Genomic DNA, 23,722 nt, shown 5'->3' on the forward strand with positions numbered 1-23,722 from the left:
CGCCATGGGTGCCCTGCTCGCGCTCGGCCTGCCGACCTCGGCAACCGCGGCGATGCTGCTGGCAGCGTTCCAGCAGTACGGGATGCAGCCCGGCCCCTTGCTTTTTGCGCGGAACGGCGAACTGGTCTGGGCGCTGCTGGCGAGCCTGCTGATCGGGATGGTGGTGCTGCTCATCCTGAACCTGCCGTTCGCCCCGCTGTGGGCCAAGCTGCTCAACATCCCGCGCGAGTACCTCTACGCCGGCATCGCGATGTTCGCGTGCTTCGGGGTGTACGCGGCGAGTGCCTCGATCGTCGACGTGCTGTTCATGCTCGGGCTCGGACTGATCGGATTCATGATGCGCCGGTACGGAGTTCCGCTGGCGCCGGTGCTGATTGCGGTGATCCTCGGCCCGCTCGCGGAATCGTCGCTGCGGGCCGCGATGAACAACTCGCAGAACAACCCGCTGACGTTGGTCAGCACGCCGATCACCATCACCCTCTACATCCTGCTGGTCGTCGTCATCACGATCAGTGTCGTCAACAAGATCCGGATCCGTCGAGCCGCGGGAGTCTGACTCCGGCCCGGCGCCAGCCATCGGTGAGTCAGTCGGCCTCGCCTGCCAGCGCGAACCGGCCGTCTGCGGTCTGCTCCACCAATCCGTCGACGAGCAGTGAATCGAGCGCGCGGTCCCGCTGCGCGGTGTCGGTGGTCCACGCCAGATCGAGCTCGGCACGACTGACGGGAAAGGTGTTGCCGCGCAACACATCGAGCAGCCGACCGCGCACCTGACGATCGGTGCCGGCATACCGTTGTGTCCGGCGCGGGGTGCCGGTTCCCGTCGGGAACCCCAGCGATCGCCATGTGCAGTGACTCAGCGGGCACACTCCGCACCGCGGTGCGCGGGCCGTGCACACCGTCGCACCGAGTTCCATCAGGGCGACCGAGAACTGCGGTGCGGTGTCGTCGTCGGGAAGCAGCGCGGCGGCGTCGTCGAGGTCGCGGGGCGACGGCGAGCCGGCATCCTCGCGGCCGTGCACCGCCCGGGCGATCACCCGCCGTACGTTCGTGTCGACGACCGGGACCCGTTGCCCGTATGCGAAACACGCGACGGCGCGGGCTGTGTAGGTTCCCACGCCGGGAAGTGAGAGCAGGGTGTCGACGTCGTCGGGAACCACATCCGCGTGCTCGGCGGCGATCATCGTCGCGCATTCGTGCAGCCGCTTGGCCCGCCGCGGATATCCGAGCTTTCCCCATGCCCGCAGGACGTCGGCCGCGCTCGCGGCCGCAGTCGCCGACGGCGTGGGCCAGCGGGCGATCCAGTCCAGCCAGATCGGTTCCACCCGTGCCACCGGGGTCTGCTGCAGCATGAACTCACTGACCAGGATCTGCCAGGCCGAGACCCCGGCACGCCGCCACGGCAGATCCCGCTGGGCATGTGCGTACCAGCCGAGCAGCTCACCCGAATCGATCATCGAGGCCCGCTCGGGCAGAATGACGGCCATGCCCAACACAAGCCCGTTGACCGCTTGGAAAGCACTCAAGGAGGGTAACGAGCGGTTCGTCGCCGGTAAGGCCGAGCATCCCAGCCAGAGCATCGAGCACCGGGCGAGCCTGGCCGTGGCCCAGAAACCCACCGCCGTGGTCTTCGGATGCGCCGACAGTCGGGTGGCCGCCGAGATCATTTTCGACCAGGGCCTCGGCGACATGTTCGTGGTACGCACCGCCGGCCACGTCGTCGACAGTTCGGTGCTCGGCTCCATCGAGTACGCCGTCACCGTCCTGAAGGTCCCGCTGATCGCGGTTCTGGGCCACGACAGCTGCGGCGCCGTCGGCGCGACCCTCGCTGCCCTCGACAGCGGTCAGGTGCCTGGCGGTTATGTCCGCGACGTGGTGGAGCGGGTCATCCCCTCGATCCTGTCGGGCCGTCGCGACGGCCTCAACCGCATCGACGAATTCGAGGCCAGGCACGTCACCGAGACCGGCAAGCAGCTGCTGAGCAGGTCGACGGCGATCGCCGAGGCGGTGCGCTCGGGGGAGCTGGCCATCGTCGGCCTGACCTACCACCTGGCCGACGGACAGGTGGTGCTGCGCGACCATATCGGTGAGATCGGCGAAGGCTGAGGCGCGACACGCCGGGCAACCTCGAACAACCCGGCGTGACCTGGCCTTACCGTGAACATGTGCTGGATCTAGAACCGCAGGGCCCGCTGCCCACCCAGATCTACTGGCGACGCAGGGCGCTGGCGCTCGGCCTCGGTGTGCTCGTCATCGGGGTGATCGCCGCGATCGTCGCAGTCGTCGTGATGAACAGCACCAGCTCCGAGCAGCCGACCGCGAACGAGTCCTCCAACCAGGAAGCCGCCGCGCCGACACCGCTGCCGGGGGAGAACCCCGAGGTCAAGTCGCCTGTTCAGCCGCCGGCCCAGGACGCTCCGCCGCCGACCCCGACGCCGACCGCTGCCGTCGTGCCGCCCCCGATCCTGCAGGAGGGGGACGACTGCCCGGACTCCACGCTGGCGGTCAAGGGCATCACCAACGTGCCGCAGTACGTCGTCGGCGATCAGCCGAAATTCACGATGGTCGTCACCAACATCGGCCTGGTCGCCTGCCAGCGCGACGTCGGCGCGGCTGTCCTCGCCGCGTATGTGTACTCACTGGACAACCAGCGGCTGTGGTCGAACCTGGACTGCGCGCCGTCCAACGAGACGCTGATCAAGACCTTCCAGCCCGGTGAGCAGGTCACCACCGAGGTGACCTGGACCGGGATGAGCTCGGCTCCCAACTGTCCGCTGCCGCGCCAGCCCATCGGGGCGGGCACCTACAACCTGGTGGTCCAGCTGGGCAACCTGCGCTCTGCGACGGTGCCGTTCACGCTGGCGGATTCGGCTCTCCAGCCGGGTCAGGTACCGGTCGAGGGGGCCCCGCACCTGGGGACTCCCGGTCCGGTCGGCTGACCGACAGCCGCTACGCGAGCCGGTCGGCGATGGTGGATTCGGCCAGCTGAGACAGACCCTCTCGGATGTGGCGCGCCCACATCGAGCCGATGCCCTCCACCGACTGCAGATCGCTGGCGCTGGCCGCGAGCAACCCCTGCAGTGAACCGAAGGAGCGCACGAGCAGATCCACGTGCGCGAACTGCAGTCTCGGGATGCCCGCCATGGCGCGGTAACCCCGCGACGCCATCGCCGAGTCCTGGGCTTCGGCGGTAGACGGATAACCGAACACCCTTGCCAGCGTGGTGAAGTCGAGCAGTTCCCCGTCGGACAATCCGTCGAGTTCGTCGAGGGTCGCGCTGACCTGAGCGGCCGTCGGCGGCTCGGGATTGGCATGGTAGTCACGCACGATCAGCTCGCGGTCGGTGTCGTTGTCGCCGACCAGCTCGTCGAGCTGCAGTTTGAGCTGGCGCCCGTCGGTGCCCAACTCGACGACGTCGGAGTCGAGCTCCAGGCTGATCCGTCGCACCATCTCCAGGCGCTGGACCACCGTCATCACGTCGCGCAGCGTCACGAAGTCCTCGATCTCGGCGGTCGAGAGTTGCCTGCCGACTTCTTCGAGGCGGGTCTTGTAGCGCTCCAGAGTGTCGATGGTCTGGTTGGCGCGGGACAGGATCGTCGCCGACTCGGGCACCACGTGGCGCTCGCCGGCCACGTAGACGGTCACGATGCTCATCGAATGGCTGACCGAGATCACCGGGTATCCGGTCTGGATCGCGGTGCGCTCCGCGGAGCGGTGCCTGGTGCCGGACTCCTCGGTGGGGATCGACGGGTCGGGCACCAGCTGGACGTTGGCGCGCAGGATTCGGCTCCCGTCGCTGGAGAGCACCACCGCACCGTCCATCTTCGACAGCTCGCGCAGCCGGGTAGGTGCGTAGCGGACGTCCAGCGAGAAGCCGCCGTCGCAGATGGTCTCCACGCTGTCGTCGTAACCGATGACTATCAAGGCGCCGGTTCGGCCGCGCAGGATCCGCTCCAGGCCGTCGCGAAGGGCGGTTCCGGGCGCCAGCCTGGCGATGGTCTCGCGCAGCGTCGGCCGGGCAAGCTGCACCACCGTGCGAGCCGTCCGTCCCGTCGACTTCACGGCCATGTGTTCCCCACGAATCGGTTGTCGATCTGTCCTGGAGGTATGTCAGTCCGCGCCATTCTGGCTGATCCGGCGCAGAGCCTGCAACGCCGAGGTGATGTCGTCGGCGGAAACCACCTGCAGCCCGGGTGGCGCGGTGGTGACCCCGGCGGGCACCACCGCGCAGGTGAACCCGAGGCGGGCGGCTTCGGCCAGCCTGCGGTCCATGCCGGTCACCCGCCGCAGGTCCCCGGCCAGCCCGACCTCACCGATCGCCACCGCTGTCGTCGGCATCGCCAGGTCGGTGAAGGCGGACGCGATCGCCAGCGCCACCGCGAGGTCCGACGACGAGTCGGTCAATCGCATGCCACCGACGGTGGACAGGTAGATGTCGTTGGCTCCGACCGGGAGCCTGGCCCGTTTCTCCAGCACCGCGGTGATCATCGCCGCGCGTGACGAGTCGATGCCGCTGACCGCGCGGCGTGGGCTACCGCTGGCCGGTGAACCGATCAGTGCCTGCACCTCGCCGATCATCGGGCGCTTGCCGTCGAGCGTCACCGTCACCGCGGTGCCCGACACCGCCTTGGGCCGTTGGTCGAGGAACAGGCCGGAAGGATCGGATACACACTCGATTCCGTTGTCGTGCAACAGGAAACAGCCCACCTCGTCGGCTGCGCCGAAACGGTTCTTGACACCGCGCACCATGCGCAGCGCCGAGGAGCGATCACCTTCGAAATGCAGCACGACATCAACGAGGTGTTCCAGCGAGCGGGGTCCGGCGATGGCGCCGTCCTTGGTGACGTGTCCGACGAGCAGTATCGCCACGCCTGAGGTTTTCGCCGTCATCGTCAGCGCAGTGGTCACCGCGCGGACCTGGGTGACCCCGCCGGTGACACCGTCGACCTCGGCGGTGGACATCGTCTGCACGGAGTCCACGACGACGAGCGACGGTTGCACGGCCTCGATGTGGCCGAGAGCGGTCTGCAGGTCCGACTCGGCGGCCAGATAGACCTCGTCGTGCGAGCAACCGGTGCGCTCGGCCCGCAATCGGATCTGTCCCGCCGACTCCTCCCCGGACAGATACAGCGCCCGCCGACCGGTCTGCGCCCACCGGTGGGCGACCGCGAGCAGCAGCGTGGACTTGCCGACACCCGGATCGCCTGCCAGGAGCGTGACCGATCCGGGCACCAGGCCACCACCGAGCACGCGGTCCAATTCGCTCACGCCGGTGTGGAAGTGGCGGGTGGCCCCGGGATCGATCGAACTGATCGGCACCGCGGGAGAGGCGGGTGTGACCGCCCGCCTGGTCGCCGACGCGGTGCCCGCCGTCAGAGTGACCTCGTCGACGGTGCCCCAGGTGCCACAGTCAGGGCAGCGGCCGACCCATTTTGCGGTGACGTGGTGGCATTCCGAACAGCGGTACTGCGAACGCGTTCTCGAACTTGCCCGGGTCACGCGGTGACCGTAACCGCCGGGACCGACAGAACCTCAGCGATCGGCGCCGTGTCGGGCGTCGATGCGGCGGGTTGGCGTCAGTGCCCGCCGCCCCCGCCGGAATGGCCGGATTCGACCGGATAGTCACGACGCGGTGCCTCACCCGCGGAGATCGGCACGCCGACAGTCGTCTCACCGGCCTTCTCGAAGGTGAACGTGAAGTCGTACGTCAGCCCGTTGGTGATGGGCTTGGAGAGCTCCACGGTGGCCTGGGCGGAGTCCGCCGGCTCGACGTTCTCCAGCGCCGCGAGCTCGCCATCGGGTTTCCCGACCATGAGCGCGCCGCTGACCGGAACAGCGGTATCGCCGGACAACGTCACGGTGCCGACATCGGAGGTGATGGAGACGAGTTCGTCGGCGACATCGGGCGAGGCATTGGCGGCGACGAAGACCAATTCCACATCCTGACCCTCTTGGACGTAGTCGGTGGTCTGGACCGCGTACAGGTGGATGTTGCGCAGCGCGATCGGACCCAGCAGGGCGCTCACGCCGTTGATCGCGGGTTCCTGGGTGGCGGTTTGGGCGACCTGGCCGGCGCTGCAGGCGCCCAGAAGGAAGGCTGCGGCCACGCCGCACGCCGCCAGAGCGGGGACCGACCTGCCGTGTGCACGCGCGCGCCGTTCGAAGGGGTTCACTGGGGCCTCCTGCTCGGCCGACGGGGCGACATGCGTGCCGGTCACTAGGGTTCGACTATGCAGAGTAGTAGGTGACCGATGCGCGCGGTAGCGCAGGGGCGAACCGTCTCGCGGACAGCCGGTTCCAGACGTCGGCGACTGCCCGACAGCTACCCCGACGCCGGCTCCAAACACCCCCGGTCTTGCACGGATTCGGTGGCATGTCAACCCCTGGTCCGCACCTTCTGTGCCCCTGACCTGCATAGTTGATCCGCACCCGGTGGCGGCCCGTGTTAACATCGAGGGGTGAAAGGGGCTCGAAACTGATGATTTTTAAGGTCGGAGACACCGTTGTCTATCCACACCACGGTGCTGCGTTGATCGAGGCGATCGAAACCCGGACCATCAAGGGCGAGCAGAGGGAATACCTCGTCCTGAAGGTCGCCCAGGGAGATCTCACCGTTCGGGTACCCGCTGACAATGCCGAGTACGTGGGCGTGCGCGATGTCGTCGGACAGGAGGGCCTCGACAAGGTCTTCCAGGTGCTGCGCGCTCCGCACACCGAGGAGCCGACCAACTGGTCGCGCCGGTACAAGGCCAATCTCGAGAAGCTTGCTTCCGGTGACGTGAACAAGGTTGCCGAGGTTGTCCGTGATCTCTGGCGTCGTGACCAGGAGCGTGGGCTGTCGGCCGGCGAGAAGCGGATGCTGGCCAAGGCCCGGCAGATCCTGGTGGGCGAGCTGGCCCTCGCCGAGAACGTCGAAGACGAGAAGGCCGCGACCATTCTCGACGAGGCACTCGCCACCGCCTCCTGAAGGCAATGATGTCGATCCCGAGAATCGGGCTCGGCACCGACGTACACCCCATCGAAGCCGGGCGTCCGTGCTGGCTGTTGGGCCTGCTGTTCGACGGTCAGGACGGATGCGCCGGGCACTCCGACGGTGACGTCGCCGCCCATGCCCTGTGCGACGCACTGTTGTCCGCAGCGGGCATGGGCGACATCGGGGAGGTCTTCGGGACCGACCGACCCGAGTGGCGCGGGGTCAGTGGCGCCGACATGCTCAGGCATGTGCACTCGCTTGTGACGGGTGCCGGAATGCGGGTCGGCAACGCCGCCGTACAGGTGATCGGCAACCGACCGAAGGTGGGTCCGCGTCGCGCCGAGGCGCAACAGTTGCTCTCCGATCTCCTGGACGCCCCCGTGTCGGTGTCCGCGACCACCACCGACGGCCTCGGCCTGACCGGCCGTGGCGAGGGCCTGGCGGCGATCGCCACCGCGCTCCTGACAGCCGATGTGGTCGGCGATGACGAACAGGCCTGAACTGGCCGGTAAGCTGGCCCGTCGTGACCGAACGCCCCGCATCAGTGATGCGGCTCTATGACACCTTGTCTGGTGGTGTGCGCGATTTTGCGCCACTGCGGCCCGGGCACGTCTCGATCTACCTGTGCGGTGCGACGGTGCAGGGACTACCTCACATCGGCCACGTCCGCAGCGGCGTGGCGTTCGACGTACTGCGCCGCTGGCTGACCGCCAAGGGTTTCGACGTCGCGTTCATCCGCAACGTCACCGACATCGACGACAAGATCCTGCACAAGGCCGCCGATGCGGGACGCCCGTGGTGGGAATGGGCCGCGACCTACGAGCGGGCGTTCGCCGCTGCATACGACGCGCTGGGGGTGCTCCCGCCGTCGGCAGAGCCCAGGGCGACCGGCCACATCACCCAGATGGTGGAACTGATCGCGAATCTCATCGACCGGGGACACGCCTACGCCGGGGACGGCGATGTGTACTTCGACGTCGCGACACTTCCCGACTACGGCAAGCTCTCCGGGCACCGGCCCGACGACGTCCACCAGGGCGAGGGTGTCGCGACCGGCAAGCGGGATCAGCGCGACTTCACTCTGTGGAAGGGCGCCAAACCGGGCGAGCCGTCGTGGCCGACGCCATGGGGGCGCGGTCGGCCGGGCTGGCATACCGAATGCGTCGCGATGTGCGAGGCGTACCTCGGTGCGGAGTTCGACATCCACGCCGGTGGGATGGATCTGGTCTTCCCGCACCACGAGAACGAGATCGCGCAGGCCGAAGCTGCCGGTGACGGGTTCGCGCGGTTCTGGCTGCACAACGGCTGGGTCACCATGGGTGGCGAGAAGATGAGCAAGTCGTTGGGCAATGTCCTGGCAATACCTGCTGTGCTGCAACGGGTTCGCGCAGCAGAGCTGCGCTATTACCTGGGCAGCGCGCACTACCGGTCGATGCTGGAGTTCTCCGAGAACGCCCTGCAGGATGCGGCGAAGGCGTACGCGGGGATCGAGGACTTCCTGCACCGGGTGCGCAGCCGCGTCGGGGCGGTGGCGCCGGGGGAGTGGACGGCGAAGTTCGGCGCGGCGCTCGACGACGACCTTGCGGTGCCCGCCGCGCTCGCCGAGGTCCATGCCGCACGTGCTGAAGGCAATCGGGCTCTGGATGCCGGAGACCACGAGACAGCGTTGACCCAGGCGATGTCGATCAGGGCGATGATGGGGATCCTCGGTGCCGATCCGCTCGACGAACGCTGGGAGTCGCGGGACGAGACGTCGGCAGCGCTGGCGGCGGTCGACGTGTTGGTGCAGGCTGAGGTACGCAGGCGTGCCGAGGCCAGGGCAAGCCGCGACTGGGCGGAAGCCGACGCGATCCGCGACCGGCTCAAGGAGGCGGGCATCGAGGTCACCGACACCTCTGACGGCCCGCAGTGGTCACTGTTGGACGGGACGGACAAGTAATGGCGGGCAATTCCCAGCGGCGAGGCGCGGTGCGGAAGTCCGGCACCAAGAAGGGGCCGACGGTCGGATCGGGCGGCGTCCGGCGTCGTGGGCTGGAAGGCAAGGGCGCGACACCGCCGGCGAGTCAGCGGCCCCACCACCCGGCGGGCAAGCGCGCCGCCCAAGCCGCCCGCAAGCAGCAGGGCAAGGCACGTAGGCCTTCAAAGTCTCAAGAGACCGAGATCGTGCTCGGTCGCAATCCGGTTCTGGAGTGCCTGCGCGCCGGAGCGCCGGCGACCGCGCTGTACGTGGCGCTGGGAACCGACTCCGACGAACGGCTCACCGAAGCCGTGCAGATCGCGGCCGACAAAGGGATCTCGATACTGGAGGTGCCCCGCCACGACCTGGATCGGATCGCGGCCAACGGCATGCACCAGGGACTGGCCCTGCAGGTGCCGCCCTACAACTATGCGCATCCCGACGACCTGCTCGCCGAGGCGAAACGTGAAGCGGCCCCGCCGCTTCTGGTCGCGCTGGACAACATCTCCGACCCACGCAACCTCGGCGCCATCGTCCGGTCGGTGGCGGCGTTCGGCGGCCACGGTGTGCTGATCCCGCAGCGCAGATCGGCGTCGGTGACCGCGGTGGCGTGGCGCACCAGCGCCGGGGCGGCCGCCCGGTTGCCCGTGGCACGGGCGACGAACCTGAACCGCACGCTCAAGCAGTGGGCGGATTCAGGTCTGCAGGTTGTCGGCCTCGATGCCGACGGGGACACCGCGATCGACGAGATCGCCGGCGACGGACCGATCGTGGTCGTGGTCGGGTCGGAGGGCAAGGGATTGTCGCGGCTGGTGCGGGAGAACTGCGATGCCATCGTGTCCATCCCGATGGCCGGTCCCACCGAGTCGCTCAATGCGTCGGTCGCGGCCGGCGTCGTGCTGGCCGAGATCGCCCGGCAGCGCAGGGGTTAGACGGTGCTCGGCGCGACCGGCCGTCACAAGCGCCCGCGTAGGCGAGCGCCGATCTGTGCCCGGGAACGGATACCGAGTTTGCGGTAGGCGCGGGTGAGGTTGGCCTCGACGGTCTTGAGGCTGATGAACAGTGCCGCGGCGATGTCGCGGTTGTTCATCCCCGCCGCAGCCAGTTCCGCGACGCGCTGTTCGGTGTCGGTCAAAACACCGGGCTGATTTCGGCTTGGCTTGGTGCGGATGAGTTCGGCGTGGGCTCGCGCGGCCCACAGCGGGGTGTTCAGCTTCTCGAAGGTGTTCATCGCTTCGGTCAAGTCGGACGAAGCGGCGTCAAGTCGTCGTTGCCGGCGGTGGAGCTGGCCGAGCACCAGCTGGGTGCGGGCGCGCTCGAACGGCATCGGCAGCCGGTCGTGTTCTTTCAGTGCCTGCGTTGCGACGCTGATCGCGGCGCTGAGGTCGTTGTCGAACGCCAACAGGAGGGCGCGGCTCCGACCACCGAGGGCGAGCATCCATGGTCGGTCGAGGCGCTGGCCGTTGCATTCCAGCCGCTCGATCAGAGCCTGAGCCTCGGCACGGCGACCCAGCCCGAGGAGAGCCTCGATGGCATCGGGAAGAAACGGTGCGACGTTGATCTCAGTGGCGTCCGGAGCCCGGTCCAGTCGAGCCAATACCGGCGCAACGACCGCCTCCGCGGCTGCAAAATCAGCCACCGAGACTTCCAGAAACGCGAGAATCGCCACCGGCCACACATCGATTGCGTCAGACCCGAAGCGGCGGGTGGCAGCGAGCGCTTCTTGGGCGTCGCGGCGAGCTTCGTCGACGCGGCCGGCGTATGCGGCAAGCGCCGCACTGGTGGTCAGCGCCACGTACAGCGGAAAGTCGCCCCCCAGCTGGGCGGCCCGTTCGACTACGTCATCGGTGATCGTGGCGGCCTCAGCAGGGTTGCCCCGCCACAATTCCAACTGCGCGTGATGGAAGGCCAGGTATACGAGGTCGACTTCGCGGCCGTCGGCAAGACACCGCCTACGGAGCGTGGCCATCAGTTCGTGGGCGCGGTCCAGCTGTCCGCTCCACAGCGCCAGGAGCGCGTTGTTGGTGCTGGGGCGCAACGCAAGTGGCATGGCGGCGCCGGGATCCTCGAGCTCGACGGCTCGCGCGAGCTCGGCCTCGTCGAGGCCCTGGCCGAGGAGGAAACGCTGGACGGTCCGGATTGCCAACGCCTGCGCGAGCAGCAGCCGGTGGCCGAGCCGCTCGGCATTGGTCACCGCGTCTTCAAGAGTGCTCAGAGCTCCGGCATGGTCGCCGGCATTGCCCTGAGCGAACGACAAATTCACCGAGAGTTGCGCGCATAACGCCAGGTTGTCACCGGTTTCTGCAAGCGCTTCCTTGAGCAGTTCGGCGGCCTCCCCGAAGCTGTCGTCGACCATGCGCACCTCGGCGAGCAATCGCAGAGCGTGAATGCGCGCCTTGCCGGCGGCCGGCTCGTCGAGGACTTCCTCAAGCAGCGTTCGAGCCCGCCTGACATCGCCGGCGTGCAGCAGGTAGCCGGCCATCCGGACAAGGCGGGTCGTGGTGCCGCCCCCGAGCCCGACGGACAGTTCGATGAGTTCCGCGGCGGCCGCAGGGGCTCCGCGTCGGCGCGCCGATTCGGCGGCTGCGTCGAGGGACTCCCACAGCACGGAATCGCCATGGACGGATCCCAGCGCCAGGTGTCTGGCCGCCAACTCGGGCTCTTCGACGACTTCGGCCAACCGCCGATGAATAGCACGGCGCCGACCGGCTGCGGCACCGGTGTAGACACCGTGGGCGAACAACGGATGGGCGAAACGTGGATGTTGCCCGTCGATGACGATGACGTCGTCGACCTCAGCGGCCTCGAGCAACGCGGCAGCCTGGGAGATCTCGGCGCCGATGGCGTGAGCGACCAGCGCCACGGTGGGTGTTCCCGCGCACGCCACCACCAGGAGCGCGTCTTGAACAACGCTCGGCAGGCTACCGATGCGGGCCTGCACCACGTCGGTCAGCGTCGCGGGGAGCTGCACCTGGGAGGCCGCGCCCGCGGTGGGGGCGGCAGCGTCGATTGCTCGCGCCAATTCCAGCGCGTACAAAGGATTTCCGCCCGCCGACTGGTGAATTCGGCGCAGTACCGGACGGGTGAATGAGCGGTTCAGCCGTTCGGCGATCAACGCGCCGACCCCGCCGAGGCTCAGCGGTCGCACCCGGAGCCGGTCGACCGCGTCGGGGCGGGACAACTGCACCCGCGCGATCGCGGTGACGCCGTTGGGGTCGTTGCGCGCGGTGACCAGCACTCCTACCGGTCCGGTGAAGCGGCGAGCGGCGAAGGCCACCACAGCCATGCTGGAGGGATCCAGCCACTGCAGGTCGTCGATGGCCAGCAGCACCGGCGCCGTCGCCATCATGGTGTCCAGAGCTGACATCAGCGCAGCCGACAACGCGTGTTGGTCGGTGCCCCGACCGGGTGCTTGGGGGCGGAGCAGCACGTTCTCGACCGCGGCACGTTGCGGCGCGGGCAGTTCGGCGATCACGGCGTGGTCGACGTCGCCGAGCAGATCCTCCAAGCCGGTATAGGCCAGGATCGACTCGGATTGCGCGCCGCGCGCAGAGAGCACCTGAAACCCCGACTCCGCCGCCTGCGACAACGCCGCCAGCCATAGGGTGGTCTTGCCGATCCCTGGCTCACCCTCGATCACCAGAGCCGCCGGGGCTTTGGTGGCCGCGGCCAAGAAACCGTCGATCGCGCGTGCTTCGACCGGTCGACGCACAGTGGCCTGGTGGCGGATCGGTGACGGGTTTCCTGCTGTGGGCGCTGGACCACGCGAGCGTGGCGACCTGGGCTCCACCTGTAGGAACCTCCCCTGGTTTGCCAGGTATCCGATCGTTGAACGAGCCTATCAGCTGGCTCGGGTTGTGCAGAGTGTGCGCCAGTTGGCCGACAACAGCTGGCCACGGACCCGCAAGGACTCGTATCGGCAGGTCAGCAGCGGTGTGGACCCGGCAGACCCTCGCGATTCGGGCGCGGCCAGCGGGGAAACACGAGGGAAACCCCTGATTTGTCGACACTTCGGCAGGCCTACGGTTTGCCTCGTGTGGGCTGAGGAATGCGGTTACTACCTGGTCGAATGGTATCGACCCGATGTCACCGAACACGACCTCGACGCGCTCGTGGCCGGCTTGACCAGAGGTGCCGTTGCCTCCGGCACCGGCACAGGCCCCGCGACGACGTTGATGGCGGTGTTGGCAGCTCCCGCCGACGAGGTGCTTTACGGCTTGTTCGCTGCGGAGTCGCCGGATTCGGTGATCGCGGCCTGCGCTCACGCCGGCACACCCGCCGAGCGGCTCACCAGCGGGGTGGATGCACGCATCGTCACAAGCCGTATGCAGTGACGGCCCGCCCGGCACGCAACGGTCAGATCCCGAACAGTTTGATCCCCGCCCACAGGCCCAGGACAGCCGCCACCAGCACTGCCGGCGTCGTACACACGCCGATCCGGCTGAATTCGACGAAACCGGCACTGCCGTCGGTCATGTCGCGGCGCACCACCGTGCGCCACAGCAGGTTGGCCAGAGAGCCCACATAGGTCAGGTTCGGCCCGATGTTCACCCCGATCAGCACCGCGAGCACCGCGGCGGGACCGGCCGCGGTCACCAGAGGCAGCAGCACCAGCACGGCGGGGAGGTTGTTGACGACGTTGGACAGCACGGCGGCCACGGCGGCGATCGCGAGCAGCGCGAGCAGGCCCTGTCCGTCGGGAATCACCTGCTGCATCACTGATTCCAGCCCGCTGTTCATCACCGCGGCGACCACGACGCCGAGGCAGAGCACAAAGGCGAGGAACGGAATGTCGAGCGCAGCGACGATCCGAGCGGCGGACGTGTGGCCGCGGGCGAGGCCGCGGACACCCAGCACCAGCGCTCCGGCGAGCGCGGCCCACGCCGGCGAGAACCCGAGAAGCGACGTGACGGCGAAGCCGACGAGGGTCAGGCCGAGCACGCTGAGGGCGAACTTCGGCACCTCGATCGGCTCCACCGGCGCATCGCGGCGGGGGTGCACTGCCAGGTCCTTGGCGAAAAGCCAACGTAGCAAAATGAACTCGACGGCAATGGCGGCCAGCCAGGGCAACGTCATCACGGCGGCGAAGTGCACGAATGTCAACCCGGCAGCGCTGAACGCCAGCAGGTTGGTGAGGTTGGACACCGGCAGCAGAAGGGACGCGCTGTTGGCCAGATGTGCGGTGGCGTACGCGTGCGGTCGGGCCGGAACGGCGAGTGTGCGCGCGGTGGCCAGGACGACCGGTGTCAGCAGCACCACGGTGGCGTCCAGGCTGAGGATCGCGGTCACCGCGGCGGCGATGGCGAATATTGAAGCCAGAAAACGGTTCTGGCTACCCGAGGTGGCTCTGGCCATCATCAGGCCGGCTGCCCGGAACAGCCCCTCGTCGTCACACAGCCGCGCCAGGACCAGTACCGCGGCGAGGAATCCCACCACCGGCAGTAGCCGGCCCACTTCGGCGGTCGCGGCGGGCCAGGAGATCGCGCCGATGGCGAGGACCAGCGCCGCCGCCGGTACCGCCACGATCGCCTCGGGCCATCCGTGCGGCCGGATCAGTGCGAATCCGAGCACCGCGACGAGCGCCAGCAGCGCGAACGTCAGCTCCATGGATCGGCGCGTTGCCAGAGCGTGGGGAGGTGCAACTGCACGCCGTCCTCGGCGGCCAGTCGGGTCAGCACTCGCATCGAGACGTCCAGATCGTCGACGGCGTACGATATCGCGCGCAGCGGCTTGTCCAGCGGGCGGAAGAAGTCGTCCCAGTGGATCAGCACGACCCTGCGGGCGCCGACCATCCGCACGGTCTGTGTCCAGTACTCGGTGAGGTAGCTCTGCGGCTGGAGTCCCAGTTGCCCGACTCCCAGGTAGACCGCGTCGGCACGCCTGCCGGTCAGCGCGCCCGGCACGAAGCCCGCGCTACCGACGATCAGCAGCGCCCGGCCGGTGGGTCGGTGGTCCACGAGCATGGACCATGCCTCGCCACATCTGTACGCCGACACCTCGGCCGGGGGGACGACCGGTGCCGTGATGGCGCCGGGAAAGCGATCCGGCGGGCAGTGGTTGCCCTCGATCAGCGTGATGTCGAAGTTGCCCACGGTGACCGGCTCGCCCGACTCGACGGTGTCGACACACTCGAGACCGTGGCCACGCCCGATGAAGGCCGCCGACGCACCGCCGAGCAGCCGGGCACCGGTCAATCCGGCGACCACCGCGGAGTCCATCGCATGGTCGAAGTGGGTGTGCACGGGAACCACCGCGTCGAGGCGGTTCACTCCGAGCTGTGACAGAGCTGAGTCGATCCGCGCGCGCGATGAGGCCAGCGGACGGGAAGCGACGCTGAGAAGGCTTGGCCGGGAGAAGAATCCGTCGGTCATGACCGCTGAGGTGCCGTCGTCGACGAGTAGCGTCGTGACGCCTCCCCACGCCACTGACATTGGGGACGCCTGGGAGGCCTCGGGTAGGTCGAAATGAGAACCATAGCCGCTCAGGTCGGGCCGGCCGAGCTTCAGGCGCATGGAGCCACCCTAGGGTGTGCGGGCCGCCCTCACGCTGTGCGTCCCGGCGATGGCGGCGCCGAGGCACGCAGCGGCGACGGTGCCCGCGAACCACGGGAACACCGAGGCGAGATCCCACTGCGTCGCCGCCCACCCCGCGATGAGCGTGGGCACCGCCATCGCCGTGTATGCCAAGAGATAGAACGCCGACATCGTCTCGCCACGGCGGTCGGCGGGCACCACGTCGGACAGGTGCCGCAGCGACCCACCGAAGCCGAGCCCGAACGTCACGCCGAGCAGGGCCGCGGCGACGAACACCAACTGCCATTGATGAGTCAGCAACACCGGAATCGTGAGCAGCAAGGACACCGCCATTCCGATGTCGCCGATGATCGCCGAGTACCTCGCGGGCAGCCGCGTCGCCGCGAGTTGTGCGAGCGCTGCGGCGAAGGCGGTGGTGCCGACGACGCCGCCACCGAAGACGAGGTTGTCGATGTGGGCCTGCCGTGCCGCCAGCGACGGGTAGAGCGACAGCAACACGCCGAGCACCGACCAGGACGCCATCACGCCGAGCGCCGAGAACCAGAAATCGCCCCGGATTTCCTGGGGCACCGCGGGTCTGGCGATCCGGATCGGACCGCTGGCGCGGGCGGTGTGCGGTTCCCGCAGCGCCAGGAGGCCGACGCCAAGCACGAGGCAGACGACCGCGACCACTGCGTACGGCGTTCGAAGCGGGTGCGGCGCGTACTGAGCCAGCAGGGCCGAACCGATGATCGCCACCGTCATTCCGACGTTGAGGCTGACACCACTGAGTTGCCCTGAGCGCACGCCGTGATCCGGCCGCAGGTCCAGGAGCGCGGCCGCCCCGGCCACCACGATCGATCCGACTGCCGCTCCGTGAATGGCGCGTGCGAGGAGGAGGGTTGCCATGCTGTCGGCGACGAGGAAAACACCGAGACCGACGAGCAACGCGATCAGTGCTCCGATGAGCACCGGCTTGCGGCCGACAACGTCAGAGATCCTGCCCGAAACCAGGACCGCGACGAGCGCGGCGAGGGCGTAGACCGCGAATACCATCGTGGTGGCGAGCGGTGAGAGGTGCCAGCTCGCTTCGTAGATCCCGTACAGGGGTGCGGGAAGTCCGGATACCCCCAGTGCGACTCCGCTGAGCACGAGCAACAGCGGGTAGGCCCACCGCTGCGTGTCAATAGTCGAACGGTCGAACGCCACCATCGCAGTGCCACTCTCCGGTCGAGTAGGTTTGACGAACATCGAACCTGATCGAGCGTACGCTCGGTTTGACAATCATCAAACCGCTCGTGACGAAGGGCACTCCATTGGCTGACGGCGGACAGGTCGCCGACGACACGGTGACGCCGGTCGGATCGGTGCAACGAGTGCTCAGCGCAATCCAGGATCCGGTCCGCCTCGAGGTGGTCCGCCGGCTGTTCAACGCAGGCACACCCCTACAGTGTGGCGCTCTGTACGACGGAATCAACAAGTCGACGGCGACGCACCATTTCAAGATTCTGCGCGAGGCCGGCGTGACCGAACGGTTGGTGATCGACGGCCTCACCTACCAGCGGCTGCGTCGCGATGAGGTCGACACCGCCATTCCCGGGCTGCTCGGCGCCGTCGTCTCGAGTGCGAACCAGGACGCCGATCTCTAGTTGAATGGAGCCAGGCGCACGCCGTCGGCGGTGAGTCGCTGCCGCACCGCAGTGGCGATCTGCACCGCCCCTGGCGAATCTCCGTGCACACAAACGGATTCGACGGTGATTGCTATAGGTGATCCGTCCACGGCGGTGACCCGCCCCGCTGTGACCATCGAGATCACGCGATCGGCGATCTCATCGACGTCGTGAAGTACTGCGTTGCGTTCCTGACGCGACACGAGCTTGCCGTCTGGGCGGTACGCCCGGTCGGCGAAGGCCTCGGGCACCGTCCGCAGACCCAGCCGCTCGAGTTCGGTGAAGAGCACCGATCCCGCCAAGCCAAGCACCGGTAGCGCTGGGTCCACAGAGTGCACCGCCTCTGCCACCGCACGGGCCTGCTTGCGGTGATCGACGACGGCGTTGTACAGCGCTCCATGGGGTTTGACATAACTGAGGTTTGATCCCGCGACTCGGGCCAGGGCTTGCAGGGCACCGATCTGGTAGACGATATCGGCGGTGAGCTCTTCAGGATCCACGTCGATGAAGCGCCTGCCGAAGCCGGCGAGATCTCGGTAGCTCACCTGTGCGCCGATGCGGATACCGCGACTGGCCGCCGCGCGGCAGGTGCGCGCCAAGGTGGCCGCGTCCCCAGCGTGAAAGCCACAGGCCACATTCGCCGAAGTGACGATGTCCAACATGGCCTCGTCGTCGCCGAGTGTCCAAACGCCGAAGCTTTCGCCGAGATCAGCGTTGAGGTCGACCGAAAGTGCTGGCACCTCGCCAGTTTAGCCGTGCGCGCCGCTCAGCGGTTTGAGGTATCCGCCGATGGCCAATCGCGATCTCGACAAACATGTTGAGCTGCGGATGAAGGGTCGAACATCATGGTTCAGGCAACAATTGAACTGCAGGGCTTCGAAGCTCAAACGGCTCGATCCAACCTCTGCGAGCATTCATTCAAGGTACTTTGGGCCGGTGATCGTCACTGGTGCCATGCTCGCCGAGTCCGCGTCGGTCGTCGACAACAAGCTCGATGTCCGCGGTGGTGTGGTCGACACCTATCGCATCGGTCCTGATCGTGTCATCCCTGTCACCCTTGTGGTCCTCACCCAGACGCAGCCGTTCGACAAGGCGCCGACGGTCAACCTGACGATCACCACCCCCGGGGGCGGATCGACGGAGCACGATTTTGATGTGCCTGAATCCAGTCTCGGCGGTGAGATCGGTTTTGTGGTGGCCCCATTGCGTGTTTCCGCACCGTCCGACGGCCGTTATGTGCTGTCGGTACGCGCGCAGAGCGGTCTCGTTGCGCTCCCGCTCACGGTGTTCAGCTAGCTGCGTCGGTGCGGCCGACCGTGTCGAGCTCGATGCGGAAATCGGCTGCGCGCATCACATCCGCATCGTGTGTGGCGGCGATGACTGTCGCACCGGAGTCGGCGATCGCCCGCAGGTGCGCGGTCACCACGGAGCGCGCTGCAGCGTCGAGACCGGTGGTGGGTTCGTCGAGCAGCAGGATCGAAGCCTCCTGAGCGAACGCCTGCGCCAACAGCACGCGTTGCCGTTGGCCGCCCGAGAGCTCGCCCAGGCCGCGGTCGCGCAGATCCCCCAGGCCGAGATCGTTCAGCCATCTAGAGACGATGGCGCGGTCGACGGCACCGGGGCGACGGAGCAGGCCGAGGTGGCGCCAGCGACCCATCATGACGGCGTCGGCGACGGTGATCGGGAAGGAGTCGGTGACGGCGCTGCGTTGCACTGCGAAGGCGACGTTGCATGCACCGACGCGGATCTGGCCGTGGTCGGGTCGTAGGACCCCGGCGATCAGGCCCAGCAAGGTCGACTTCCCCGACCCATTCGACCCCGCGAGGGCGGTGACGGCGCCCGGCGCCATGGACACCGTCAGGTCCCGGAACACCACGGTTCCGGGATGGCCGAAGTCGATGCCATCCACATCGACGCCGGGGTGCCTCGACCTCTGTTTATTGAAAATGATTGTCATTACTGCTAAGAGTGTACGACATGATGCAGTGGCTGACCCAACCGTTCGGGGCGGACGTCGTGTTGCGAGCGCTAGCGGCGGGGGTGATCGCGGCGTGCCTTTGCGCCCTGGTCGGCTGCTGGGTGTTGTTGCGAGGCAGTGTTTTCCTTGGTGAGGCCATGACACATGGCATGTTGCCGGGAGTCGCGCTCGCTGCGTTGACGGGGCTCAGTCTGATGATCGGTGGGTTGGTTGCGGCACTGGTGATGGCGGTCGGCGTTGCGGCGATCGGGCGTTCGTCGAAGTTGTCGTCGGATACGGCCATCGGGCTCCTGCTGGTCGGCATGCTCGCTCTCGGCGTGATCGTGGTCTCTCACTCCCAGAGTTTTGCCGTCGACCTCACCGCCTTTCTGTTCGGCGATGTCCTCGCGGTGCGCACCACCGATCTGGTGGCGCTCGGCGCAGCTTTACTGCTGACGCTCGGCGCGGTGATCATCGGGCACCGAGCTTTTGTGGCGACGACCTTCGACCCGCGCAAAGCCGCGACCCTGGGCCTTCGTCCGCAGCTGGCCGTGCCCGCCCTCACGGTGCTGATGGCCGTCGCGATGGTCGCGTCGTTCCATGTGGTCGGGACCCTGTTGGTGCTGGGATTGCTCGTCGCACCTGCGGCGACCGCGTTGACGTGGGCGCGCTCGATACCTCAGGTGATGATCCTGGCCGCACTCGTGGGTTCGGCTGCCGTTTATGGGGGACTTGTCATCTCGTGGCACGCGGGTACGGCTGGTGGTGCCACGATCGCCGGCGTCGCCGTTCTGATGTTCTTCGCCTCCACCTTCCTGTCGGTCATTCGGAGAAAGTGGAAACAGGTCTCGGTGGCGGCCGCCTCGGCCTGCGTGGTGGCAGGGTGCGCCGGCGGAGGGACGCCACCGCCGCCTTCCGAAGAACTATCGGCGGACGGACACGACGACGTGTCTGTCCAGGGCGCACGTGAACTCGACGGGCCGCTGACGAAACTGGTGTTGGTGGACCCTTCCACCGGTGAAACTGCCGTGTACGACGCGGTGGATGAAACCGAGACGGCTGTTGGCTCCTACGGGCCGGTCGCCGCGCTCAGCGGAGACGGGCGATTCGCCTACCTGCACACAGGTGACGGCACCACGATCGTTGATGCCGGAGCGTGGACGTTCGACCACGGCGACCACTATCACTACTTCGCCACCGATCCCGCCATGGTCGGCACGTTAGATGCACCGGTGGCCTCGGTCAGCGCCAGCAACTCAGCTGTCGCTGTCGAAATAACAACGGGCAGTGTGGAATTGCTCGATCGGGAAGCGCTAGGTGAGAGGACCGTGGAACCGCCGAGCGCGCTGGCTGTCAGTGACGGCATGGTCTCCGTGGTGCCCTACGGCAGCAGGCTGGTGGCGGTCACCGACGGTGGTGAAATTCAGGTGATCGGCGACGGCGGCGCCACAGAGCTGTCCGGACAGTGCCCGAATCCCGCATGGTCGAAGCCCACGCGGCGTGCGGTGGTGTTCGGCTGCGAGACCGGTGCGGTGCGGGTGACCGGAGGCGACGGTGAGCTCACGGTGACCGAGATGCCCTTCCCGGTCGAGGCCCCGGCGCAGCGGCCGCAAACCATGGACCACCGAGACCGTGCAGACGTATTCGCCGGTGTCGCAGACGGTCACGTCTGGGTCCTCGACAGTCGACAACGGTCATGGGTGCTGATTCCCGCACCCGAAGCGGTTGCGACGAACACCGCCGGTGACGGCTCCGTGCTGGTGCTGCACCGCGACGGCACACTGGGCATGTTCGATGTGAACACGCGAACCGAGACCGCGAGGGTGCCGATCTTTCCCGGCGCCGTCCCGACCGATGGCCTTCAGCCGGTGATCGATATCGACTCCGACCGCGCCTACATCAACAACGCCGAAGCCCGGGAGGTGTACGAGATCGACTACGCCGACGGGCTGCGCATCGCGCGTACCTTGAGCACCGAGGTGGCTCCAGGGCTGATGGTGGAGTCCGGCCGGTGAGACGATGGGCGCTGATCTGGATCGCCACCTTCATCACTGCGACGTCGACGGCATGCGGTGGGACGTCCGGCACCGGTGGCGAGATCGTCGTCACCACCAACATCCTCGGAGATGTGGTCCGCAATGTCGTCGGTGACACCGCCCCGGTCCGAGTACTGATGAAGCCGAATACGGACCCGCATTCGTTTGGCGTCTCCGCTCAGGAAGCGGCCGCCATGTCGAGCGCAGACGTGATCATCTACAACGGGTTGGGTCTGGAGGAGAATGTGATCCGCAATGTGGAAAACGTTGCTGGACAAGGAGTACCGACGCTGGCAGTCGGTGATGACGTCGATCCCATTCGCTACGCGGAAGGGGACAGCATGGGCGCTCCAGACCCGCACTTCTGGACCGATCCCCAACGGATGATCGCCGCCGTCGATGCCATCGAGGAAGCTATTGTCGGCGAAGTCGAGGGCATCGACGCAGACGCAGTGGCGCGCAACGCTGACGCATACCGCGAAGAGCTTCGCGAACTCGACGCGTCGATGGTGCAGCGAATCAACACGATTCCTGCCGACCGGCGCAAGCTGGTGACGAATCACCATGTGCTCGGCTACTTCGCGCAGCGGTTCGACTTCGTCGTCATTGGCGCGATTGTGCCGAGCGGCACCACGTTGGCCGCACCGAGTTCATCTGACCTGCAATCACTTGTCGGCGCGATCGAGAGTGCCGGTGTGCCGGCGATCTTCGTCGATTCATCACGGCCGGAAAAGCTGGCACGGGTACTGGCCGTAGACGCTGGTGTTCACGTGCAGATCGTGCCGCTCTACAGCGAATCGCTCAGTCCTCCTGGGACTCCGGGGGCCACGTACCTCGACATGATGCGTGCGAACACTGAAGCCATGGTTACCGGCCTGCGATAGACGTGGGCCGTTCTGAATAGCTCGAAAGGAGCTGAAATGTCTGATCCGCGGTGGCTGTACCGCGTAGGTGCAGCGTCGTGCACGGTGGTCGCATTGGCGGCGTGCGCGGGCAACAACGATGCTGAGAGCACGCAGGGTGCTGAGACGACTCAGGAGAGCGCGGCGCAGTCTGCGCCGATCACAGAGCCCCTGGTGGCGACCTATGACGGGGGCATCTACATCCTCGATGGCGAGACTCTCGAGGTACAGGAGGACATCCCGCTCGAGGGGTTCTTGCGCGTCAACCCGGCCGGTGACGAGGGACATGTACTGGTCACCACAGACGAAGGGTTTCGTATTCTTGACGCCGCCGGCGGACACTTGACGGACAACACATTCGCGGCCGACGAGGCCGGACACGTTGTGGCGCATGGTGAACACACCGTGCTGTTCGCCGACGGGTCAGGCGAGATCATGGCCTTCGACCCGCACGACCTGGAGAACGGTATGCCGGAGACCGAGAATTTCACGACGCCCGAAGCGCACCATGGTGTGGCGGTGATTCTCAGTGACGGAACGCTGGTGCACAGTATCGGCGATTCGGAGAACCGCACCGGGGCCGTTGCCATGCAGGGTGATCAAGAGGTCGCCCGCAGCGAGGAGTGCCCGGGCATCCACGGCGAGACCGTTGCTGCTGACGAAGTGGTGGTCTTGGGCTGCGAGGACGGGGTGCTGGAGTACGCCAACGGCGAGTTCACCAAGATCGCCAGTCCGACGCCTTACGGTCGGATCGGCAATACCCGTGGGCATGAGGACTCGCCGGTCGTGCTCGGTGATATGAAGGTCGATCCGGACGCCGAACTCGAGCGCCCGGAGCAGTTTTCGCTGATCGACACCACCACCGACCAGCTCAGGGTCGTCGCGCTGCCGCCGTCGGTGAGCTACTGGTTCCGCTCACTCGGGAGGGGGCCCCAGGGCGAGGCGCTGATTCTGGGCACCGACGGCAAGCTCTACGGCTTCGACCCGGTGACGGGTGACACGGTGAGTTCGATTCGAGTGACCCAGCCGTGGTCGGAGCCCGACGACTGGCAGCAGCCGGGGCCTGCGGTCTTCACCCGTGAAGATGCCGTGTATGTCAGTGACCCTGCGGCCAGGCAGATTCACCTGGTGGACTTGCAGGATGGAGCGGTGACTGCCTCCGGGTCGCTGGAGCAGACACCCAATGAGCTCAGCGGCGCTGTCGGTCACGATCATCACTGAGCAATGCCGACGTCGTACTCGGCCAATGGCAGCTGTTTGCTCATTGGCCGAGTACGCGGCGGCTGGATCGAGCTTGACGTCAGTTCTGGCTGCTGGATCTCGCGAAGTTCAAGTCGGCCCGCAAACTGAGCGGCAGGTTCTGCCGATCCCACGAGCCGCCGGCCACCCATCTGCCTGCCGCATCGACATCAGCTCGCGTTGTCAACGGCCCCACCCACACTGCCGAGGCGACAGGAACCCGATCAACAGTGCACGGCTGCAGCATCAGCATCACACCGCCTTCGAAAACTCGGGTAGCACAGGTCAATTCGCCGAGCAGGCACTGGGTCACGATCAGCACACCGTGCGGGCAGCCGCGGACGACGTTACGGAATTCCCGCACCACTGAGTCTGTCAACTCCGGGTCACACGCCGTGCACAGAGCGACGGTGAACGGCTGGGTGGTGAAACCGCGATCGGGGTAGGCCATTTCAGGCGCCGTGGTCGTGGGTAATTCC

At 67.2% G+C, this 23,722-nt stretch carries 24 protein-coding genes; 13 read left to right on the plus strand and 11 right to left on the minus strand.

Annotated elements, in window-relative coordinates:
• On the plus strand, nt 1–556 hold a 556-nt coding region (locus tag WA965_RS22855), incomplete at its 5' end, for a tripartite tricarboxylate transporter permease (RefSeq protein WP_526448107.1).
• Between the two features lie 28 nt (nt 557–584).
• On the opposite strand, the gene WA965_RS22860 is transcribed toward WA965_RS22855, so the two are convergent.
• A complete protein-coding gene (locus WA965_RS22860; protein WP_526302133.1) occupies nt 585–1,484 on the minus strand; it encodes an iron-sulfur binding domain-containing protein in 900 nt (299 codons plus the stop codon).
• Here WA965_RS22860 and WA965_RS22865 point away from each other — a divergent pair.
• Nucleotides 1,483–2,103: a carbonic anhydrase gene (locus WA965_RS22865; protein WP_526302135.1), complete on the plus strand. Its 621-nt coding sequence runs from the start codon at nt 1,483–1,485 to the stop codon at nt 2,101–2,103. The two genes, WA965_RS22860 and WA965_RS22865, sit on opposite strands and share 2 nt — an antisense overlap.
• A 59-nt stretch (nt 2,104–2,162) precedes the next feature.
• Nucleotides 2,163–2,936 (plus strand): hypothetical protein, encoded by a 774-nt coding sequence (locus WA965_RS22870; RefSeq protein WP_526302137.1) that lies wholly within the window; start codon nt 2,163–2,165, stop codon nt 2,934–2,936.
• Nucleotides 2,937–2,946: 10 nt separating this feature from the next.
• Here WA965_RS22870 and disA read toward each other — a convergent pair whose 3' ends face one another.
• The 3 genes from disA to WA965_RS22885 form a co-directional block, all read right to left on the minus strand.
• Nucleotides 2,947–4,065, minus strand: a complete 1,119-nt coding sequence (gene disA / locus WA965_RS22875; RefSeq protein WP_526302139.1) for a DNA integrity scanning diadenylate cyclase DisA — start codon at nt 4,063–4,065, stop codon at nt 2,947–2,949.
• A gap of 42 nt (nt 4,066–4,107) precedes the next feature.
• The gene (gene radA, locus WA965_RS22880; protein ID WP_526448108.1) at nt 4,108–5,496 is read right to left on the minus strand and encodes a DNA repair protein RadA; all 1,389 of its coding nucleotides are present in this window, start codon (nt 5,494–5,496) and stop codon (nt 4,108–4,110) included.
• A 77-nt stretch (nt 5,497–5,573) separates the two neighbouring features.
• The gene (locus WA965_RS22885) at nt 5,574–6,170 is read right to left on the minus strand and encodes a copper chaperone PCu(A)C domain-containing protein (protein ID WP_526302143.1); all 597 of its coding nucleotides are present in this window, start codon (nt 6,168–6,170) and stop codon (nt 5,574–5,576) included.
• A 305-nt stretch (nt 6,171–6,475) separates the two neighbouring features.
• Between WA965_RS22885 and WA965_RS22890 the strand changes: the two genes are divergently transcribed.
• From WA965_RS22890 to rlmB, 4 genes are read left to right on the plus strand one after another with little or no spacing between them, the layout of a single operon-like run.
• Nucleotides 6,476–6,964: a CarD family transcriptional regulator gene (locus WA965_RS22890; protein ID WP_178361561.1), complete on the plus strand. Its 489-nt coding sequence runs from the start codon at nt 6,476–6,478 to the stop codon at nt 6,962–6,964.
• 5 nt (nt 6,965–6,969) lie between these two features.
• The gene (gene ispF / locus WA965_RS22895) at nt 6,970–7,470 is read left to right on the plus strand and encodes a 2-C-methyl-D-erythritol 2,4-cyclodiphosphate synthase (RefSeq protein ID WP_526302145.1); all 501 of its coding nucleotides are present in this window, start codon (nt 6,970–6,972) and stop codon (nt 7,468–7,470) included.
• A 47-nt stretch (nt 7,471–7,517) separates the two neighbouring features.
• Nucleotides 7,518–8,909: a cysteine--tRNA ligase gene (gene cysS / locus WA965_RS22900; RefSeq protein ID WP_526302189.1), complete on the plus strand. Its 1,392-nt coding sequence runs from the start codon at nt 7,518–7,520 to the stop codon at nt 8,907–8,909.
• Entirely contained in the window at nt 8,909–9,859 is a 951-nt protein-coding gene (rlmB, locus tag WA965_RS22905) for a 23S rRNA (guanosine(2251)-2'-O)-methyltransferase RlmB (RefSeq protein ID WP_526448109.1), read from the plus strand. Before cysS ends, rlmB begins: the two co-directional genes overlap by 1 nt.
• A gap of 23 nt (nt 9,860–9,882) precedes the next feature.
• Here the strand turns inward: rlmB and WA965_RS22910 are convergent, their stop codons facing one another.
• A complete protein-coding gene (locus tag WA965_RS22910; RefSeq protein ID WP_526302149.1) occupies nt 9,883–12,639 on the minus strand; it encodes a helix-turn-helix transcriptional regulator in 2,757 nt (918 codons plus the stop codon).
• A 322-nt stretch (nt 12,640–12,961) separates the two neighbouring features.
• Here WA965_RS22910 and WA965_RS22915 point away from each other — a divergent pair, with 322 nt between their 5' ends.
• Entirely contained in the window at nt 12,962–13,261 is a 300-nt protein-coding gene (locus tag WA965_RS22915; protein WP_526302151.1) for a hypothetical protein, read from the plus strand.
• Nucleotides 13,262–13,283: 22 nt separating this feature from the next.
• On the opposite strand, the gene WA965_RS22920 is transcribed toward WA965_RS22915, so the two are convergent.
• The 3 genes from WA965_RS22920 to WA965_RS22930 are packed head-to-tail and all read right to left on the minus strand — an operon-like array spanning nt 13,284 to nt 16,651.
• Nucleotides 13,284–14,534, minus strand: a complete 1,251-nt coding sequence (locus tag WA965_RS22920; protein ID WP_526302153.1) for an SLC13 family permease — start codon at nt 14,532–14,534, stop codon at nt 13,284–13,286.
• Nucleotides 14,525–15,439 carry an MBL fold metallo-hydrolase gene (locus WA965_RS22925; protein ID WP_526302155.1) on the minus strand — a complete coding sequence of 305 codons (915 nt, stop codon included), beginning with the start codon at nt 15,437–15,439 and terminating at the stop codon, nt 14,525–14,527. Before WA965_RS22925 ends, WA965_RS22920 begins: the two co-directional genes overlap by 10 nt.
• A gap of 9 nt (nt 15,440–15,448) precedes the next feature.
• Complete coding sequence (locus WA965_RS22930) at nt 15,449–16,651, minus strand: MFS transporter (protein WP_526302191.1); 1,203 nt, start codon at nt 16,649–16,651, stop codon at nt 15,449–15,451.
• Between the two features lie 86 nt (nt 16,652–16,737).
• On the opposite strand from WA965_RS22930, the gene WA965_RS22935 reads away from it, so the two are divergent.
• Nucleotides 16,738–17,088, plus strand: coding sequence for an ArsR/SmtB family transcription factor (locus WA965_RS22935; RefSeq protein ID WP_526302157.1), 351 nt, complete (start codon nt 16,738–16,740; stop codon nt 17,086–17,088).
• On the opposite strand, the gene WA965_RS22940 is transcribed toward WA965_RS22935, so the two are convergent.
• On the minus strand, nt 17,085–17,849 hold the full coding sequence (locus tag WA965_RS22940) for a LamB/YcsF family protein (RefSeq protein ID WP_526302163.1): 765 nt from the start codon (nt 17,847–17,849) through the stop codon (nt 17,085–17,087). The two genes, WA965_RS22935 and WA965_RS22940, sit on opposite strands and share 4 nt — an antisense overlap.
• A gap of 49 nt (nt 17,850–17,898) precedes the next feature.
• On the opposite strand from WA965_RS22940, the gene WA965_RS22945 reads away from it, so the two are divergent.
• Nucleotides 17,899–18,405 carry a hypothetical protein gene (locus WA965_RS22945; RefSeq protein WP_526302165.1) on the plus strand — a complete coding sequence of 169 codons (507 nt, stop codon included), beginning with the start codon at nt 17,899–17,901 and terminating at the stop codon, nt 18,403–18,405.
• Here the strand turns inward: WA965_RS22945 and aztA are convergent.
• A complete protein-coding gene (aztA, locus tag WA965_RS22950; protein WP_526302167.1) occupies nt 18,398–19,066 on the minus strand; it encodes a zinc ABC transporter ATP-binding protein AztA in 669 nt (222 codons plus the stop codon). The genes WA965_RS22945 and aztA overlap by 8 nt on opposite strands.
• Nucleotides 19,067–19,089: 23 nt before the next feature.
• Between aztA and aztB the strand changes: the two genes are divergently transcribed.
• From aztB to aztD, 3 genes are read left to right on the plus strand one after another with little or no spacing between them, the layout of a single operon-like run.
• The gene (gene aztB / locus WA965_RS22955) at nt 19,090–21,081 is read left to right on the plus strand and encodes a zinc ABC transporter permease AztB (RefSeq protein ID WP_526302193.1); all 1,992 of its coding nucleotides are present in this window, start codon (nt 19,090–19,092) and stop codon (nt 21,079–21,081) included.
• On the plus strand, nt 21,078–21,986 hold the full coding sequence (gene aztC / locus WA965_RS22960; protein WP_526302169.1) for a zinc ABC transporter substrate-binding protein AztC: 909 nt from the start codon (nt 21,078–21,080) through the stop codon (nt 21,984–21,986). The genes aztB and aztC overlap by 4 nt, the downstream gene beginning before the upstream one ends.
• A 36-nt stretch (nt 21,987–22,022) precedes the next feature.
• Nucleotides 22,023–23,225 (plus strand): zinc metallochaperone AztD, encoded by a 1,203-nt coding sequence (aztD, locus tag WA965_RS22965; protein ID WP_526302171.1) that lies wholly within the window; start codon nt 22,023–22,025, stop codon nt 23,223–23,225.
• A gap of 79 nt (nt 23,226–23,304) precedes the next feature.
• Here aztD and WA965_RS22970 read toward each other — a convergent pair whose 3' ends face one another.
• Nucleotides 23,305–23,694 carry a hypothetical protein gene (locus tag WA965_RS22970; protein ID WP_526302173.1) on the minus strand — a complete coding sequence of 130 codons (390 nt, stop codon included), beginning with the start codon at nt 23,692–23,694 and terminating at the stop codon, nt 23,305–23,307.
• Nucleotides 23,695–23,722: the final 28 nt, after the last annotated feature.

Origin of the sequence: Mycobacterium sp., assembly GCF_049683935.1 — a bacterium.
In the GTDB taxonomy this organism is placed as follows: Bacteria; Actinomycetota; Actinomycetes; order Mycobacteriales; family Mycobacteriaceae; genus Mycobacterium.

Coding starts and splice junctions, on each gene's coding strand:
- WA965_RS22865 (WP_526302135.1), top strand. CDS start 1,483: ATGCCCAACACAAGCCCGTTGACCGCTTGGAAAGCACTCAAGGAGGGT.
- WA965_RS22860 (WP_526302133.1), bottom strand. CDS start 1,484: ATGGCCGTCATTCTGCCCGAGCGGGCCTCGATGATCGATTCGGGTGAG.
- disA (WP_526302139.1), bottom strand. CDS start 4,065: ATGGCCGTGAAGTCGACGGGACGGACGGCTCGCACGGTGGTGCAGCTT.
- WA965_RS22890 (WP_178361561.1), top strand. CDS start 6,476: ATGATTTTTAAGGTCGGAGACACCGTTGTCTATCCACACCACGGTGCT.
- ispF (WP_526302145.1), top strand. CDS start 6,970: ATGATGTCGATCCCGAGAATCGGGCTCGGCACCGACGTACACCCCATC.
- cysS (WP_526302189.1), top strand. CDS start 7,518: ATGCGGCTCTATGACACCTTGTCTGGTGGTGTGCGCGATTTTGCGCCA.
- rlmB (WP_526448109.1), top strand. CDS start 8,909: ATGGCGGGCAATTCCCAGCGGCGAGGCGCGGTGCGGAAGTCCGGCACC.
- WA965_RS22920 (WP_526302153.1), bottom strand. CDS start 14,534: ATGGAGCTGACGTTCGCGCTGCTGGCGCTCGTCGCGGTGCTCGGATTC.
- WA965_RS22925 (WP_526302155.1), bottom strand. CDS start 15,439: ATGCGCCTGAAGCTCGGCCGGCCCGACCTGAGCGGCTATGGTTCTCAT.
- WA965_RS22930 (WP_526302191.1), bottom strand. CDS start 16,651: ATGGTGGCGTTCGACCGTTCGACTATTGACACGCAGCGGTGGGCCTAC.
- WA965_RS22945 (WP_526302165.1), top strand. CDS start 17,899: ATGGCCAATCGCGATCTCGACAAACATGTTGAGCTGCGGATGAAGGGT.
- aztA (WP_526302167.1), bottom strand. CDS start 19,066: ATGACAATCATTTTCAATAAACAGAGGTCGAGGCACCCCGGCGTCGAT.
- aztB (WP_526302193.1), top strand. CDS start 19,090: ATGCAGTGGCTGACCCAACCGTTCGGGGCGGACGTCGTGTTGCGAGCG.
- aztD (WP_526302171.1), top strand. CDS start 22,023: ATGTCTGATCCGCGGTGGCTGTACCGCGTAGGTGCAGCGTCGTGCACG.
- WA965_RS22970 (WP_526302173.1), bottom strand. CDS start 23,694: ATGGCCTACCCCGATCGCGGTTTCACCACCCAGCCGTTCACCGTCGCT.